Here is a 17,355-nt window from a genome sequence, read left to right on the forward strand (position 1 = left end):
TATTATTGTGACACTATGCCAAACAATGGTGTCGGCTCGCCACCTATAGAAGTAAAATTACCACCTATGTAAACAGTTCCTGTCGTTAAAGCCAAGTAATAGGCCGTATTATTAAGATTAGGATTCCAGGCCGTTAGCGAACCACTAACCGTATTAAATGCCGCTAGCCGATTCCGGCCTGTGGCGTTTATAGTAGTAAAGTCGCCACCTACATAAAGTGTATTTCCGGTTAAAGCTAAAGCATAAATATTAGTGCCATTAGGGTTGGGGTTCCAGGCGGTAGCTAAGCCAGTTGTCGCATCTAAAGCGGCCAAGCGATTGCGTGGTGATGCCCCACCAATGCTTGTAAAACTTCCGCCTGCATAGACAACGCCATTCGTGAGCAGTATATAATTAACGTTAGCGCCAGAAGGGCCTGCGTTTGGATTCCAACCAGAAAGTAATCCGCTTGTTTTATCTACTGCTGCAAGTTTACTGCGAGCTGCGCCATTGACTGTGGTAAAACTACCACCAAAATATACTACATTACCACTTATTTTAAGGGTTAATACAGCACCATTAACATTAGGGTTCCATCCGGTTGGTACGCCGGTCGTGGAATTAATAGCAGTGATGCGGGGAAGAGCAAGCCCATCAATCGTATTAAAGTTTCCACCAACATAGACCAGGCCATTATCTAAAGTCACAGTATATACACTACCACTGGCAGAGGGCGCCCAGCCAGGCACTGCACTACCTGTAGTAGTATCAATCGCCGCGAGCCGATTACGTGCCGAACCACCAATGTTGGTGAAACTGCCACCGACATAAACAACATTACTTGATAGCGCAATACCATATACCGTATTATTAGCATTAGGGTTCCAGCTAGTAACTGCTCCTGTAGATGCATTAAGAGAAGCTATTCGATTGCGTGTTTGGCCACCTATACTGCCAAACGCACCCCCAGTTAAAATTGTATTATTATCAATAGATAGTGAATTAACAGTATTAATTGCATTTGGGTTCCAGCTAGTTGCCAAGCCTGTTCCTGCATTGAGGGCAGCTATTCGGTTGCGAGGCTGACCACCGATGTCGATAAAAGAACCACCAACATAAATAGTTCCACCTGCAACAGCTATTGTGTTAACTGCACCACTCGTAGCATTCGGATTCCAGGCAGTAGGTGCTCCGCTTGTTGCGTCAATTGCTGCAATACGGTTGCGCGCTTGAGCATTAACTAACGTAAAAGTTCCCCCAGCATATACTGTATTGCCATCAACTGCTAAAGCGTTTACTGCATTATTACCAATATTGGAGCTCCAGCCAGTCGCCGCCCCTGTAGTATTATTTAAAGCTGCTATACGATTTCGGGGTTGTCCACCAATATTAGTAAAGGTTCCACCTGCGTAAATAGTGCTTCCAGCAACTACAATAGTATTGACAGCACCACTGGTAGCATTAGGATTCCAGGCAGTAGGCGCGCCGCTTACCGCATCAATAGCCGCAATGCGATTGCGCACTTGTCCATTAACTTGAGTAAACGTACCGCCAGCATAGATTACTCCACTAGATACTGCCAGGGTATTAACGACACCCCCAGTAGCATTCGGATTCCAGCTAGTTGCTACGCCTGTGGCTGCATCAAGCGCAGCAATATTATTGCGAGCTTGGCCACTAATGTTAGTAAAACTACCGCCAACATAAAGAGTACTACCACTTAAAACCAAAGTTGAGACAGTATTATTAGGATTTGGATTAAAATTAAGGTCTAAAGAGCCATCAGCTAAAATATGAGCAATGCGATTACGTGCCACACTACCAGCCCTGGTAAAAGTTCCGCCTGCATACCATCCTCCAGCCCCGTCTGGAATTACAACCGAAGTGGTTCCATTAAATCTTGGCGTACCTACGATCGCTTCCCCGGTTGTGTCATTTAAGGTAACGGCTGATCCATTGTTAGGGCCAATATATGTAAAATTGCCGCCTAAATAAATCAGATTATTATCTAAATCTGGCACAATTATCTGTACATCACTAGGATCAGCTATCCAAGAGTTGGTTACTGCCAGATTTGCATTTATTGTATTAGTATTACTGCCAGAAATAGGCACAGCTGTATACTCATGTGCGGTACTGCCAGCGGTAAACAATAACTGGCAACTGGCCCCTGGCGGTAAGCTTAAGCACTGAGAAGAATCCTGGATAACATCAGACCAATCGGCAGGTAATGTTGCTGTTACATTTAAAGCAGTCGCTACTAAACGATGTATTAGTAATAGTTAAAGACCTTGCAGGTGCACTAACTGAGGGATAGCCAATATACATACTTAAAGGTGAACCAGAGACTGTAATAGAAGCTAATACAACCGGCGGCTCAGTTGCAACTGTAATTAGTAAGCTATTATCAGGGCTTGGCTGATAACACTGGTTGGCATTTGGGGTAGTGGTATCACCTGCTTCGCAGAGAACGGGGCCTCCTGCCCAGCCTGTAGCAGGTAATTCACTACCAACGATATTTAAAACCAATTCGCAGGTCCCTCCCCCTTGGGCTACGCATGGGTAGAGCTGGTAAATGCCAGTTATCGGCTGCATTAGCAGACGGTGAGGCTTTTTAGAATGGTTAATCAGTGTGTATTGGACAGTAACTGTTGCATTATGGTTGACTGTAACTTGAGGTGGGAAAACCGGATTGGTTACGAATTCCCACACAGGAATTCCAGCTTGGGCTATAGCCATAAATCCCATGAAATTGATAATAAAAATAACACAACGAAATATAGCAAACAACCTCATAGAAAATATCCTTATACAATGGCGAAAAAGAAAATTATAAAATTGACAATAATCGGTAATCCCCCATTTTTAACTGACATCAAAAATAGAGAATTAAGCAGCTATTAAAGCCAGTTTCTGCTGTGGTGTAATACCACCGATAGCCATATCGGGTCTTTCATCATTATAAGACCAAAGCCATCGAGTGGCAAACTCCTGCACTTCAGCAGTCGTACTAAATAAATACTGATTAAGCCAGTCGTACCTTACTGTTCGGTTATATCGCTCAACATAAGCATTTTGTTGTGGATTGCCCGTCTGGGTAAACAATAGTGTTATTTGGTGCTTTTGAGCCCAATCGGCAAGCAAATGACTGATCTATCTTAATGTTGGCCATAATAATTACAAAACTATCCTATTTTACATTAAATACTCCACTGAGAAAGGCTATTTATTCGCTCTTTATAAAATGTCTGAGTATCTTTACTGCGACTATAAGTTTTTATTGATAAAGCCTGATTTCTAATTTCATGAACTTTCTGCCAAATTTGAGCTTTATCGTTTTCGCCCGTGGCAATAGCATTTTGAACATACTCAATGATATCAGCAATACGATGAGGCACTTTAATTTGTTTGTTATTAATAGTCACATTCTTTCCACCTAAACCGGTAAAAAAGCCACAAAAATAACCCAACTTCCAATCTTCCTTAGCAATAGTATCTAGTAAAATTTTAAACGCATCGGTTAAATCTTTTATTTCGGGGTAACGTTCTGGTATGAACTCATCGTTACGTTTTCCAAAAAAGTCTGGCCGATGCGGTAGCGAAGCTAGCTTGCTTTTTGCAGAGCAAGTATGAAATTTATAGGGAGAGATAATATAAGGCGGTACTAACGGAAGCGCATTGTCAGGCATACTAACAGCCCCTCTTTCTTCTATTTTGCTACCGGTGATAAGATTTTGGAAGGTGGAAACTTCATCTGGAAATCTATGCTGAAAATAGCTTAGGCTAATATCATTCGCTCGGAAATATTGATGTTCTGTAAGGTAATTTTTTTCTTCGTCCGTGAACAGCTGCATCATTAAGGGAATATTTTCATGAGGCAATAAAGTGATACTGTTATCTAAAAAATAATTAAGTCTGGATTTTATAGATTCAATACTGGCAATTGCTATTGACGATAGATAAGGTATGCCTAGATATAGATTCAGTTGATATTGGTTTTCATCTTTTACTAATGACAGTAAATCAAAAAAATTGTTTTTCAGTTGGGTGCCAGTATAAGAAGCATCATCCAAATATAAAATATGAGCCTTAGGGTTAGCTTTTAAATAGGTAAGTAAAGCAGGCGTACCGGCCAAAATTGCCTCAGGCCAACGTAACTGACAATGTTCAAGCGCTAAACTTGTAACCCATAAATTACTACATCCTTCTTGTATTTTTTGGTACCCTCCCCCAATCCATAAAACATAGGGTTCATTACAGGTTGAATTAAACGCAGCAACTACTTTTTTTAATTGTTCGAGAAAGGTAGCAAAGGAAATATAGTTAATATTATCAATTATTTTTTTAGCAATAGATTGCCTTATAGGCGCATTATTATGTTTTTCTAACCACCTTTGCTGATTTCCACTAATGGGAGCTACATCAAATAACGGTTTTGCTGTTGGAAATTCAATGCCTGCTTTTTTAGCCATTTTAATTTGTTGCTCTGTAAACATAATTTATTCCACGAAGCTTGTGGTTTTATATTATACAGTAAAACCAGTTATTAGGCGACCATTCAGGGAGTATATAAACTTCTCGTTTTCGTTATTCCCTTCACAAACTTGAAATGTTCCCAACGATTGAGTACAATATATGTATAAAGTAAAATAATAATAAGCAATGAATAAATATAAAGTGGTTATTCAAAAGGGTGCGCAAAAAGATTTAATGAAGGTGCCTCCTTACATTGCCATTAAATTATATGAGTGGATTGAAGCAGTAACCCATGATGGTTTATTAGAGGTTAGAAAAATTCCGGGCTTTCATGATGAGCCCCTTCAAGGAAAAAGAAAGGACAGCGCTCTATTCGTTTAAGTAAAGGCTATCGGGCAATTTATGAAATGAACAAAGAGGCAATATGGAAATTGTCGAAATTATTGAGGTAAATAAACATGATTACTAATCAATCAAAAGAAGCATTAGATTTTTTAGAGTCTTTATTGGGGAAAAAGCCAACGCTAGGGGATTACTTATTAGCGATACGTCAAGGTGAAGAGATGACCCAAGTTGACTTTGCTAAATTGCTTGGTATTTCCCGCCATAACTTATGTGACATTGAACGCAATAGACGATTTATAAGTCCTAAGATGGCTGCTTTATTTGCAAGTAAATTAGGATACTCTGAAAAACAATTTGTGCGCCTATGTTTGCAAGATATGCTTAACCGAGAAGGATTACGTTTGGTAGTTGATATTGATAATGCCGCTTAATAGGGTTGAATGGAACAAATGCCCAAACGCCAAGATAAACCTCCCAGCTTGGCTCTCCTTCCATAGGAACTGGATAGTTATTCCATAGCTATTTAGGCAATATTCTTTTCTAAAAAAAGGAAATTAAATGAAAAACGGAGCTTTATTTTATGTGGAACTTTATTGCAGATTCATCGCATCACAAATAGATTATTCTGTAAGTGGCACTTTGAATAATATTGATAGAGGTGAATTTGGTCTCTATAAAAAAATGGGAAATAAGCAAAATTTAATATACAATACAATTGAGGCTTTTGCCTCCCAACAAGACTCATACGCTTGCATTCGTTTAATGCTCCAATATCGCATTGGCGACTGTGGGGATCAAGCAACTTATTTATCTGCTCTGCTAGCCAATACACCTTACTTAGCTAAACGCTATAGAGTTTTCTATGCAGCGTTTGAAAGCGAACTGGTTAATCATGGGTTTGTGCTTATTATTCCACGTCTCAATAAATTACTTCAAAGCGATATCTTCGATATCGACTTAGATGCTATAACTGTCGATGCCGAATTATTTTTAGATAATGAAGCAATTATTGTTGCTGATCCCTGGCAAAATAAAATTTTTCCAAATGGGATAAGCAAAACTAATAATCCTTTTAATTTTACATCCAAAGTTAGTATTTCTGAGCAAAAATGGATTTTGCGGGAGCTTAACGACTCTTTCCTCTTTCAGCACCTTCAGTTGCACTGCATAGACAGTCTTATAGAAACTTTGGATTGCATTGATAGAAAAATAAAACAGGAAATTCTTGATACCTGTAATTATCAAGAGGCCTTAATTAATTCCGCAGCACAACCCAATCAAATTGAATTGACCAGAATATTATTATGTAACATTTTATTTATACGGATGCCTACAATACTCGACGATGTTTTGGAGCAAGCAAAAGCAGCAGCTAAATTGGCTAATAATTTCATAGGACTGGAATTGATTAACGCCTTTGTCGCCCAAAGAGCATTGGAAAAAACAGACGAAAAAAATAAAGCTGTTAGAGTTGGCTTTTTTGATCTCGTTATCGATGAAGATACTGTCTGTAATAACGGCTCAACGATATCACAAACTGCAACTTAAATAGTTTTTTAAATTTGATATTTCTTAATTACCTTAATTGTTATTGAATTTTTAATAGTATGATTAAAATATGGGTTTCTAATAGATAAATAATCATCAACAAGCTAGGGCGTGTTTTTAAACACCGATGAATACTGATATTTTTCTATCAAAAACGGGTTGTTATCGAGACAGTAATTTTTTTGAATTTATTAGACTAGAATGCGATAGGAGATAATTCATTGATTCCGCTCATTTTGTCCAAACTCAATTAACGCTTTAGCAATCATACCTTTATATTGACCTAAATCTTCCATCCCTGGACATTGGGCTATGCGAAAAAAACTCAATGCAAATTTAATATTATTTAACCGCCTGGCAAGTTCAAACGCTATTTTCAAATTTGATATTGATTCGTATTTCAGCCAGAAATTTAAGTAATTTTCGGTTAAATTTTGCGCTACAGGATCATCGGCATTAATATTATGATTACGAGAAAGGCTATCTAAAAAAGAAGTCATTGAAAAAAAGGGATGCGTTATTACAGTATCACCCCAATCATTAATAATTAGAGTATTCTCATTATTAAGCAACATATTATTGTCATGAAAATCACCATGTTCAATGGTTTCTGGAATAGAATATTGAGATAAGCTATGACAGAGTTCCTGAACTTGTGAATACAGTTTTTTTAGATTATCTATTTCAATTTGCTTTAAGCCGTCATTTTTTAAGAAAGTCCCTTCACTTAGTAATTTTAAATAAAGCGAGGGAAGTAGTTTTAACCTCCAGTCAGGAACGCCTAAAGCTAGAAGTGTGTCTATTTTATTCGAAGTTTCTTGCTGAAGTTTACAGTAAATATTGAGCCCTTTATTTGCAAGCTCCGGTTGATAGGTGGTTTGTAAAAAATTTCTAAGAGGAGTCCCGCCATCACACATCAAGAGACAATGTAAATTATTGTTACAACCTATTAACTTGGGCAATATTTGAGGAAACGATATAGTCAGGTAGGATAGTAAACCCACTTCAATAGAAAAAACGGCAGTTGTTTGTTTTAAATATATTGTTCCCTGCGATGTAGTAATACAATAAACTTGTGACCACGGCATAATTCTGACAGGTATAAAGGTACCTTCTAATTCATAGCCATTTTCTCTAAGGTGATTTATTGCCCATGTGATTGCTAATGGCTGATCTAAAAAATCTATAGGTAGATTCATAAACATGTTTCCATCACAGTAACATTATGATCTTTGAACGTATCTAATCCAATGATTTTAAAACCTAGCTTTTCATAGTAGTCGGGAAGAGCTGGATCGAATGTAAAAAGGTAAAGTTTTTTAAAATTCAAATCAAGCGCTTTTTGTCTTATTTTCTCGACTAATATTTTCCCTACACCTTGATTTTGATAGACCTTATCGACAATGAGCGATCCTAGCCACGGTTTTAGATCAGGTCTTATTCCATCATTGTCTCGTAAAGATACAGCCCCAATTGCTTGGGTACCTTTTAATGCGACAAAGGTAAGTGGTAGTAAATTATCGTTTAAATGATCATGAAATCGTTGCTCAACCCGCTCAATGGAAATATCAGGAACCCAAATCCTTCCTAAGACTTCATGCCAAATTTTTGCAAGTGTTGGAATTACTTCAGGGTGCTCTTTTAAATAAACTATTTTAATATCCATAAATCATCTCTTTTCCATGCTCTTTAGCATGATACAGTAGGCTTCATTTTCACTATAATCTGCTTGTTCAAACCCAGATTTTTCATAACATCGAATCGCTTGAATATAAAGCTGAGTACATTGTCATGGCCATTAAGCCATTTTCTTCTCCAGTTAAGTCATTATAGCTTAACTGGGTTGGTCGCTTCTATTAGACCACGTCAATTTAATCAGGTAGGGTTTTGCAAAAATAAATTAACTTGAATTGAGGAGAACAGCTAAATGAGTTGTACATTAGAATTCCCAGAATCATCAGTAAAAATTGACTTTTGTAGTAAAGGAAATAAACAGAAAATTTTAATTGATGTTTTGGCCAAGTATAGCGACATGGATATTAATCAACTTGCTTCAATGCTAGATGTACCAGTAAAAAAACTCCGTGAAATTTGTAATGGAAATGGCTTTTTAATTGGAGAACAAGCTGACAGTTTAGCTCAATTATTTTTAATGTTTTTAGGAAAGCATTTTCTTCGTAAATGTACGTTAATTCGGAATTTTATAAATTAGTTTTTCTGCTCAGGCAGCAAGGAGAATTCACATTGTTTGCCTGCTTTAAAAACACTATTCTAATATTCGAGTCAGTGAGGCCGTACTTCATCATCAATGACCATCTGTGACATTCCCTCTCCCCAACCCTCTCCCACGAAAGGTATCAGCATACTATCAAAGCTTCTACGCGGGAGAGGGGGCATATCGAAGTGAGATTGAAAAATCTATCTCAATTCAAAATTAAATCTTGTTTAAAAAAACTCCAGGGACGTTGCTTACACGAATTTCAACAGTGTATGGTTTGATTTATAATCGAAATGTTGGGCTTTACAGCCCAACTACATGAATGAGATTTTCAGGGACGTTCGTCGATCTCTTTGCGTTGCGATGGCAGGAAGTCTTTTCTATCCAGTCCCATAACTACAGCTAACGCACCGGCAACATAGATTGACGAATAGGTACCTATTACGATACCGATAATCAACGCTAACGAGAAACCACGGATTGTTTCACCGCCATATACAAACAAGGCAACAACTACAAACAGAGTCAGTACTGACGTCATGATGGTTCTTGATAAAGTCTGGTTAATCGAGGTATTCATGATTTCCAGCGGAGTGGCTCTTCTTATTTTAACGAAGTTCTCACGAACGCGGTCGAATACTACGATGGTATCGTTAAGCGAATACCCGATAACAGCCAGCAGGCCAGCCAATGCTTTCAAGTCAAACTCAATGCCGAACATGGCAAATATACCAAGAATTAATACCGGGTCGTGAATCAGAGCCACCGCCGAACTGACAGCAAGGCGGTATTCAAAACGCATGGCAATATAAATCATGGTAGCCAACAGTGATACAATGATAGCAAGCGCACCTTTGGTTGCCAGCTCCTCGCCCACCTGCGGCCCGACAAAATCGACTCGCTGTTTCTGCGCACCAGGCAGCTGCGACATTACTTTGTCAACCAATACCCCTTGCTCTATATCATCATGCGGCGCAATGCTAATCAATACATCTCTGGAAGTACCGTAGCTGATTACCTGAGCCTCTTTAAAACCCACGTTATAGAGATTTTCCCGGATTTTATCGAGATCCGCAGCTTGCGGAAAAGATACCTCGATTTGGGTACCTCCCGTAAAATCAAGCCCCCATTTCAGGCCATTAACACAGAGCGCCGCTATGGAAATAATAAATATCAGGGCTGAGAATATGGCAGTCCATCTCCTTGCCCCCATGAAATCAATTTTAGAATTTGGATTAAAAAATTCCATCTCAGCCTCGTTTTAAATACCAATAGAGAGTTTTTTAACGGTTCTGCCGCCATAGTACCAGTTTACAATCGCACGCGTGTAAGTAACGCTGGTCAACATGGAGGTAATCAGTCCAAGGGACAGAATAACCGCAAACCCGCGAACCGGACCGGTTCCTACTGCAAACAGGACAATACCGACAATTAACGTTGTTATGTTAGCATCAAGAATTGTCGCAAATGCGCGATCATAACCGGCATAAATTGCAGATTGGGGCGGCATGCCTGCTCGGAGCTCTTCCCGTATCCGTTCATAAATCAACACGTTCGCGTCAACCGCCATACCAACGGTCAGTACGAAACCCGCTATACCCGGTAAAGTCAGTGTTGTACCTATGATCGACAACAAGGCGCTTAATAAAATCAGGTTCAGGAACAGCGCGATATTGGCAACCAGACCAAAGAAACGATAATAGACCAGCATCAGGATCAGAATTAAACCCATACCGACTTCAAGCGAAACGATACCGCGATGGATATTCTCTTTACCAAGCGAAGGCCCGACAGTCCGTTCTTCAACCGGGTAGATCACCGCAGGCAACGCACCGGCGCGTAACAATAACGCCAGGTTGCCGGCTTCCTTACTGTCAGACAAACCAGTAATCTGGAAGTTGTTACCCAGGGCATTCTGAATCACGGGCGCACTGATAACGCGTTCTTCACGTTTAGTCACACGTTTCGTTTCATCGCCAGCTGTTTGCAGGTACGATTTGGTTTCTACAAAAACGATGGCCATACGCTTGCCGATGTTTTCACGGGTTACTTTGGTAAACAAAGCCTCACCGCCTCCGCCAAGCTGAACCTGCACTGCAGGCGTTGCAGTCTGCTGATCAAAACTTGAAACAGCACTGGTAATGGAATCACCGCTTAAAACGATTTGGCGTTTAAGCAGGATAGGCTGACCTTCCATCATGTATAATTTGCTGTTTACCGGTACTGCGCCAGTTTGTTTTGCCAATACCGGATCACTCTCCTGGTCAACCAGATAGAATTGCAGAGTCGCAGTACCGCCAAGGATTTGTTTGGCGCGCGCCGCATCCTGTATACCGGGCAAATCAACCGCAACCCGGGTAGCGCCCTGTTGCTGAACAACGGCTTCGCCTACACCCAATTCATTAACTCGATTACGCAAAATGCTCATGGTCTGTTCAATAGTAGTCTGACGAATGCTATTGAGTTCGACAGGCGAAAGCGTTGCTGTTAATGAATTGCTTTCTGCGGTTTTAGCAATTACCAGATTAGGATAATTTTCCTGAATTTTTTCAGCAGCCTTGTCCATTTCATCACCGCTGCGGAAACGGATGTTAATCCCCTTGTCATTCAGAAAACGGATACCGGCATAGCGAATACCCTCTTCACGCAAGTTCTGGCCTATCCCTTTCATCAATCCTTCATAACGGCGGTTGATTACGCTGTCAACATCTACTTCCAGCAGGAAATGAACGCCTCCGCGCAAATCCAACCCCTGTTTCATCGGCTCGGCGCCAATTTTGCTAAACCAGGACGGTGTAGCGGGAGCGAGATTCAACGCAACAGTATAGCCTTGCCCCAGGCCGTTTTTAAGCACATCCTGAGCCTTAAGCTGAGTATCTGTCGATGCAAAACGGATTTCGACGCTTTCTTTGGCAGTCTGTATTGAATCGTAGTTTATGCCGTCGTCATCGAGCAGAGTGCCGACCTGCTCAGACAGTTGATTGATATCAATTGGTTTCTCAGAAGATATCTGGATTGCCGGATCTTCACTATAAAGGTTAGGAAGCGCGTAGATAAGCCCTACCACCGCAAGGAGGATAAGGGCCACATTTTTCCACATCGGATATTTATTATGCATTTTCCATGTCTCTAAATCAGACTTAAAGGGATTTTAAAGTGCCTTTGGGTAGAACTGCACTGACAGCGCTGCGCTGTACACTCAACTCAACGCCTTCAGCAACGGCTACTTTGATGAATTGTTCATCCAGATTAACAATTTTGGCTAAAATACCGCCTGCTGTCAGAACCTCATCACCTTTTTTCAGATTATTCATTAATTCTTTGTGCTCTTTGGCCCGTTTGTTCTGTGGTCTTATCAGCATGAAATAAAACACAACGAAAATGGCAACGATCATCACCAGCGAAATTGTACCATCAGCCTGTGCAGCTGGAGCCGCTGTTGTTGTGGCAGCCATAGCGCTATTTATAAAAAAACTCATACCTACTCTCCTAAATCCGCTGTTTTATCATAAAGCGTCACATCATAGCGACATTTAAGGCTTACGTAAATGAACAGAGTGGTTCAGGCTGTAAAAAAGGTTGTGTAAAATCAAAAAGCGTTGGGCAAGTAATGGTGTTTGCTGCAGCAAATGATGAAAATACGCACGGGTTAATTGCTGGCTGCATACGGGACAGGTGCAAGACTTGTCGAGCAGGGTATGCTCATTGGCTCTGGTGCTATCCAGGATATTGCAGTCGCCTTCTGCAGTATAAATAATTCCGGACATGCCATCTTCTGCAGGCCGGTTGGATTCAACGATATGACCAGACTCCACTACCTGGGCCAATTGCTCTGAGGTGAAATTGCCTTTGAGGTAAAGGGGGCTGGCGCTTAAGTTAATTGTTTCCACAAAATCGGTAAATCCGCTTTGCTGATCATCAAAATACAGGCAATATCCTGCAAAATTACCGCTTAATTCATAGTTGCCATCAGTGGTGTAGCAGGAAATTGTTTCCGGCAAATCCTGCCAGATTTTTAGCGTCATACTATTTTTACTGGCAGGTAAAATCAGGATATCCGGCGCCAGAGAGCGCAGTAACCGGCATAAATCTTCGGTTGCAATCCGGATCACATTCCCTTCATAACGGGATTTGATAGAGTAAACCCCTTCCCGGTTTGGCAATGGCAGCAATGAGGCGTCAATCACTACCCTGCCCTGCCAATGGTAATAATCTTTCAGACTGACCAGCTGTTTCAATACATCAATACCGGGCTTCATCAGCATTTCATCCAGAGCCAGTACTATGGTTTCAGCCTTTGCCTGAGCCAAATTATCCCAGGTCAGGCAGCTTCCCGCTGTGGTAGAAACCGGTACAGCAATTTGATTTTGTTTATGTTGTGACATAGATATCCTTAAAGCAACAGACTGGCATCGCCATAACTGAAGAATCGGTAACGCCGGGTAATGGCTTCCTGATACAGGGCCATTGCTTCCGGATGGCCTATAAACGCTGAAACCAGCATTAGCAGCGTTGATTCCGGCAGGTGGAAGTTGGTAAGCAGGCCATCACATAATTTAAACTGGTAGCCAGGATATATGAAGATATCAGTATCCATAGTTCCAGCAATTAATTGGCCATCGGTTGTTGCCGCGCTTTCAAGTGTCCGCATCGCGGTAGTACCGACTGCAATGACTCTGCCCCCCTTCTTACGAGTTTCAGCAACCGCATCACATAACGCCTGGCTGACCACGCACTGCTCTTTGTGCATTTTATGTTCTAAAATATTGTCGCAGCGCACCGGCCTGAATGTTCCTGCGCCAACATGCAAGGTGGTATAGGCAATGCCAATCCCTTTTTCCTGCAGCTGAGCAAACACAAAATCATCAAAATGCAAGCCGGCGGTGGGGGCGGCAACCGAACCTTTGTGCATGGCATAGATAGTCTGGTAGCGTTCATGATCGCTGGTTTCATCACCGCGCTCGATATAGAGGGGTAATGGAATATGGCCAATGTCTTCCAGCATGGCTTCCGTATCGCCCAGAGTGCGGCAATGATATAAATCATCCAGCTTCGCCAGCACTTCAATCTGCCAGCCCTGCTCCAGATCGATAATCATCCCCGATTTTGGCGCTTTACTGGCTTTGATGTGGGCAAGAAAAGTATTATTCTGCTGCAGCCGCTCAATCAGAAATTCCACTTTACCGCCAGTGGGCTTGGTACCATAAAACCGGGCAGGAATTACTTTGCTGTTGTTCATAACCAGCAAATCATTTGGCTCCAGCAATTCTGACAATTGCCGGAATTGGTAATGACCATATTGCCCTGTCTTGCGGTTATAGCTTAACAGACGCGAATCGCTGCGGTTAGCGAGAGGATATTGGGCAATTAATTCCTGTGGTAAATCGAAATAAAAATCTTGCTTCTTCATTAAACAGCCTGGCTAATCAATTGCAGATATTATAACGGCTATTTCGCAAATTTTATACCCGCTATTTAACGTAGCCCGGTAAAAGCCGTTATGATATCATATCGGCTTTTAACAGCCAGTAACCATCATGCTAACCCTCCGCCAGATTACGCTTTCCCGTGGTAATAAAGTTCTCCTTAAAGACGCCTCGGTCACTTTATTTGAAAAGCAAAAGGTGGGATTGGTCGGCCATAATGGCTGCGGTAAATCCAGCCTTTTTGGTTTAATCCTGGGACAGTTGATTGCCGATACAGGCGAGTGCCAGCTAAACCCGCAGCTCCGCATCAGTTATTTGTCGCAGCAATTACCAGACAGCGAAGAACCGGCACTGGATTTTGTACTTGCAGGGGATGACGAATATGCCCATCTGCAGCGGACTTTGATCAAAGCGGAGCAGGACGGTAATCATGAACTGGTTGTCCAGTGCCATGAGCGTTTAAACCAAACCGGCGGTTACAGTAAACCTGCTCTGGCGGCTACGATTATGTCCGGTCTTGGTTTTAAGGCCTCCCAGCAAACTAATCCGGTTAACAGTTTTTCAGGCGGTTGGCGGATGCGGTTAAGTCTGGCTCGGTGTCTGATGAAACCGGCTGATCTGTTGCTGCTTGACGAACCGACTAACCATCTGGATATGGAAGCTATTTTCTGGCTGGAGAAATGGTTAAAACAAACACCAGCCAGTGTGTTGCTGATTTCGCATGACCGCGAGTTTCTTGACGCGTTTGTGACCCATATTCTGCATATTGAACAACAGTCAATGAATTTATACACCGGTGATTATACCCGCTTCGAACTGGCACGTGCACAACAGCTGACCTTGCAACAGGCAACCTATGAAAAGCAGCAGCAGAAAATTGGTCATTTAATGTCTTTTGTCAAACGCTTTAGCGCTAAAGCGTCAAAAGCCAAGCAAGCACAGAGCCGATTAAAGGCTATTGCCAGAATGGAGGTGGTAGCTCAGGCTCAGGTTGACTCGCCGTTTTCATTTGAATTTTATCCCTGCCCTCGCGCCGGTAATCCATTGCTTCAGTGTGAACAGGTTTTCTGCGGTTATGATTCTGACAAGCCCATATTAAAGAAAATGAATCTGGTTTTAAACCCTGGCAGCAGGCTGGCCTTGTTGGGTCCAAATGGTGAAGGTAAATCAACCCTCATCAAAACACTGACCGGAACAATTAAGCCGATTTCAGGCATCATTCACCGCTCGCCACATTTGAAAATTGGCTATTATGCCCAGCATCAACTGGAGGAACTCGATAATAACTTAAGCCCTCTGCAGACTATACAGGCTCTCTCGCCTGACGCCCGCGAGCAGACGATTCGCGATTATCTCGGCGGGTTTAATTTTATCGGGGATATGGCGGTTAATCCGATTACCTATTTTTCAGGTGGTGAAAAAGCAAGACTTGCGCTGGCTAAACTGGTCTGGCAAAAACCGAACTTACTTTTACTTGACGAGCCGACTAACCACCTGGATCTGGGAATGCGAGCAGCGATTGAAATCGCTTTACAGAGCTATGAAGGCGCGTTGATTCTGATTTCTCACGACAGGCATTTACTGCGTACCACCGTCGATGATTTTTATCTGGTTTATCAACAGCAGGTACAACCGTTTAGCGGTGATTTGAACGACTACTACAATTGGCTCCTGACCAGGCAAAATCAAACTGAAAAACTCGAAGCCAGTTCGGCTAATGCGGTGAATTATAAAGAACGTAAAGTCCAGCAAAACCGGATGAAAAAACTGGAGCAGATAATTGACAGCCACCAGAAAAAACTCGCCGACCTGGAGTCCGCGCTGGCAGATTCTGCCTTATATGAGCAAACCCAGCATGATAAACTCAAGCGTCTGCTTGAAGAACAGGAAAAATTACGGCAGGCGTTAAATCAGGCCGAGGAGGAGTGGTTTGCATTGGCTGAGGATGTGTAGGCTACCTGGTTAGAAACAGAATGTTGGGCTAAACAAAGTGCAGCCCAACACTCCTTTGACGCAAAACTTGCAACACAGCCAGTAAAAAGGATATATTCACCCTTTTTGCCCATGAGCCCCATGTCCTCTGCAAGTATTCCCTATCAAGCCTCATTTTCTGCCGTCAGCATCTGGCTAACCGGTGTTTCTTTTGTGTTATTTCAGTTTTTTATCCAGTTATCCTCCGGAGTAGTGCTTGATTACATTATGCGGGAAATGCAGCTCACCGCGCTTGTTGCCGGCTTGCTGAGCAGTGCCTTTTACTATGTTTACACAACTATGCAAATCCCGGTCGGGATTTTGTTTGATCGCCGAAGCACTCGTTTATTGTTAGGCAGCACGGCTCTGATTTGCAGCTTTGGTTGTTTTTTATTTGCGCACAGTCATAATGTGCTACTGTTTTTTATTGCCCGGCTATTGATTGGCGCTGGCGCTTCATTTGCGTTTGTCGGCCTTTCTCATTTGCTGCGCGAACATTTTCCGCTGAATCGTTTTGCGTTTATGTTCGGCCTCTCGGAAACTCTGGGCTTTATGATAACAGTAGCCGGTATTATCGGCTTGGGCGCTTTTATTAGCCACTTGGGCTGGAGATCATTTGTAAATGGTGCCGGAGTAGCCGGGATCGTCATTTCGATATTATGTTTTTGTGTTATTCCTGCTAACAAAAAAAATACCAAACCGGTTTCTCATTCAACACTGCAGCAGCTTAAACAAATAGCGCTCTCCGCCCGACTGTGGGCAAATGGGTTATATGTCGGCCTGTGCTTTACCATAATCACTGTGTTTGGTGCATTATGGGCAATTCCCTTTTTACAGTTGAAATTAAACTGCAGCCTGAAAGAAGCCAGTCTGGTCGATGCGATGTTATTTTGCGGCGCTGCTATCAGTTGCCCTTCGTATGGTTATCTGACCAATCATTTTAGAAGACGCCCTTTAATGGTCGGCTCAGCGCTATCAACGGCTGTGCTTATGCTGGTTGCCTTGTTTGCCACGATTAGCAGCATCCAAATGATGGCGCTGATATTATTTGCCATGGGTATTTGCTGCGGCGCTTATATGCTTACCTATACGGTAGCCAATGAGTTATCGCCGCCAGACGCGGTTTCAACCTGCACTGGCTTTACCAATACTCTGGCAATGCTCACTGCACCGTTAATGCAACCACTGATTGGGTTGTTGCTTGATTATTTGAAGGAGCCCGGACAGGGTTATAGTGTATATGATTATCAGTGGGCATTAACCACTGTGCCGGCGGCGCTGGTAGTAGCAAGCCTGTTGGCACTGGCTTTACCTGAGAAAAAGCAGGAGTGAAAGAAGTGTTGGGCTTTACAGCCCAACCTACGTTTTTTTTATTTCCGCGTAGGTTGGGCT

At 42.0% G+C, this 17,355-nt stretch carries 16 protein-coding genes and 1 pseudogene; 6 read left to right on the top strand and 11 right to left on the bottom strand.

Annotation, left to right across the window (positions count from 1 at the left end; genetic code table 11):
* Positions 1-2: 2 nt before the first annotated feature.
* From ACFORL_RS06490 to ACFORL_RS06505, 4 genes and pseudogenes are all read right to left on the bottom strand, one after another.
* Complete coding sequence (locus ACFORL_RS06490) at positions 3-2,093, bottom strand: beta strand repeat-containing protein (protein WP_382342267.1); 2,091 nt, start codon at positions 2,091-2,093, stop codon at positions 3-5.
* Positions 2,094-2,190: 97 nt separating this feature from the next.
* The gene (locus ACFORL_RS06495; RefSeq protein WP_382342269.1) at positions 2,191-2,775 is read right to left on the bottom strand and encodes a hypothetical protein; all 585 of its coding nucleotides are present in this window, start codon (positions 2,773-2,775) and stop codon (positions 2,191-2,193) included.
* A 93-nt stretch (positions 2,776-2,868) separates the two neighbouring features.
* Positions 2,869-3,132, bottom strand: a pseudogene (locus tag ACFORL_RS06500) (integrase core domain-containing protein); the annotation flags it as partial.
* A gap of 47 nt (positions 3,133-3,179) precedes the next feature.
* Complete coding sequence (locus ACFORL_RS06505) at positions 3,180-4,475, bottom strand: hypothetical protein (protein ID WP_382342272.1); 1,296 nt, start codon at positions 4,473-4,475, stop codon at positions 3,180-3,182.
* Between the two features lie 166 nt (positions 4,476-4,641).
* Between ACFORL_RS06505 and ACFORL_RS06510 the strand changes: the two genes are divergently transcribed.
* From ACFORL_RS06510 to ACFORL_RS06520, 3 genes are all read left to right on the top strand, one after another.
* Positions 4,642-4,836: a type II toxin-antitoxin system RelE family toxin gene (locus tag ACFORL_RS06510; protein WP_382342274.1), complete on the top strand. Its 195-nt coding sequence runs from the start codon at positions 4,642-4,644 to the stop codon at positions 4,834-4,836.
* A gap of 77 nt (positions 4,837-4,913) precedes the next feature.
* The gene (locus ACFORL_RS06515; protein WP_382342276.1) at positions 4,914-5,231 is read left to right on the top strand and encodes a helix-turn-helix transcriptional regulator; all 318 of its coding nucleotides are present in this window, start codon (positions 4,914-4,916) and stop codon (positions 5,229-5,231) included.
* A 127-nt stretch (positions 5,232-5,358) separates the two neighbouring features.
* Complete coding sequence (locus ACFORL_RS06520) at positions 5,359-6,348, top strand: hypothetical protein (RefSeq protein WP_382342278.1); 990 nt, start codon at positions 5,359-5,361, stop codon at positions 6,346-6,348.
* A 218-nt stretch (positions 6,349-6,566) separates the two neighbouring features.
* Here ACFORL_RS06520 and ACFORL_RS06525 read toward each other — a convergent pair whose 3' ends face one another.
* A complete protein-coding gene (locus ACFORL_RS06525) occupies positions 6,567-7,547 on the bottom strand; it encodes a phosphotransferase (RefSeq protein WP_382342280.1) in 981 nt (326 codons plus the stop codon).
* Positions 7,544-8,014, bottom strand: a complete 471-nt coding sequence (locus ACFORL_RS06530) for a GNAT family N-acetyltransferase (protein ID WP_382342282.1) — start codon at positions 8,012-8,014, stop codon at positions 7,544-7,546. The genes ACFORL_RS06525 and ACFORL_RS06530 overlap by 4 nt, the downstream gene beginning before the upstream one ends.
* Before the next feature lie 261 nt (positions 8,015-8,275).
* On the opposite strand from ACFORL_RS06530, the gene ACFORL_RS06535 reads away from it, so the two are divergent.
* Entirely contained in the window at positions 8,276-8,560 is a 285-nt protein-coding gene (locus ACFORL_RS06535) for a hypothetical protein (protein ID WP_382342284.1), read from the top strand.
* Between the two features lie 337 nt (positions 8,561-8,897).
* Here the strand turns inward: ACFORL_RS06535 and secF are convergent, their stop codons facing one another.
* The 5 genes from secF to queA are packed head-to-tail and all read right to left on the bottom strand — an operon-like array spanning position 8,898 to position 13,976.
* Positions 8,898-9,815 (bottom strand): protein translocase subunit SecF, encoded by a 918-nt coding sequence (gene secF, locus ACFORL_RS06540; RefSeq protein ID WP_382342286.1) that lies wholly within the window; start codon positions 9,813-9,815, stop codon positions 8,898-8,900.
* Between the two features lie 12 nt (positions 9,816-9,827).
* Positions 9,828-11,684 (bottom strand): protein translocase subunit SecD, encoded by a 1,857-nt coding sequence (gene secD, locus ACFORL_RS06545; RefSeq protein WP_382342288.1) that lies wholly within the window; start codon positions 11,682-11,684, stop codon positions 9,828-9,830.
* A 22-nt stretch (positions 11,685-11,706) separates the two neighbouring features.
* On the bottom strand, positions 11,707-12,045 hold the full coding sequence (gene yajC / locus ACFORL_RS06550) for a preprotein translocase subunit YajC (RefSeq protein WP_382342290.1): 339 nt from the start codon (positions 12,043-12,045) through the stop codon (positions 11,707-11,709).
* Positions 12,046-12,099: 54 nt separating this feature from the next.
* Complete coding sequence (locus ACFORL_RS06555; protein WP_382342292.1) at positions 12,100-12,951, bottom strand: hypothetical protein; 852 nt, start codon at positions 12,949-12,951, stop codon at positions 12,100-12,102.
* Between the two features lie 8 nt (positions 12,952-12,959).
* Complete coding sequence (queA, locus tag ACFORL_RS06560) at positions 12,960-13,976, bottom strand: tRNA preQ1(34) S-adenosylmethionine ribosyltransferase-isomerase QueA (protein WP_382342294.1); 1,017 nt, start codon at positions 13,974-13,976, stop codon at positions 12,960-12,962.
* A 127-nt stretch (positions 13,977-14,103) separates the two neighbouring features.
* On the opposite strand from queA, the gene ACFORL_RS06565 reads away from it, so the two are divergent.
* Positions 14,104-15,945, top strand: a complete 1,842-nt coding sequence (locus tag ACFORL_RS06565) for an ABC-F family ATP-binding cassette domain-containing protein (protein ID WP_382342296.1) — start codon at positions 14,104-14,106, stop codon at positions 15,943-15,945.
* A 120-nt stretch (positions 15,946-16,065) separates the two neighbouring features.
* Positions 16,066-17,295, top strand: coding sequence for an MFS transporter (locus tag ACFORL_RS06570; protein WP_382342298.1), 1,230 nt, complete (start codon positions 16,066-16,068; stop codon positions 17,293-17,295).
* The last annotated feature ends 60 nt before the right edge of the window (positions 17,296-17,355 follow it).

This window comes from Legionella dresdenensis, assembly GCF_042649825.1.
In the GTDB taxonomy this organism is placed as follows: Bacteria; Pseudomonadota; Gammaproteobacteria; order Legionellales; family Legionellaceae; genus Legionella_C; species Legionella_C dresdenensis.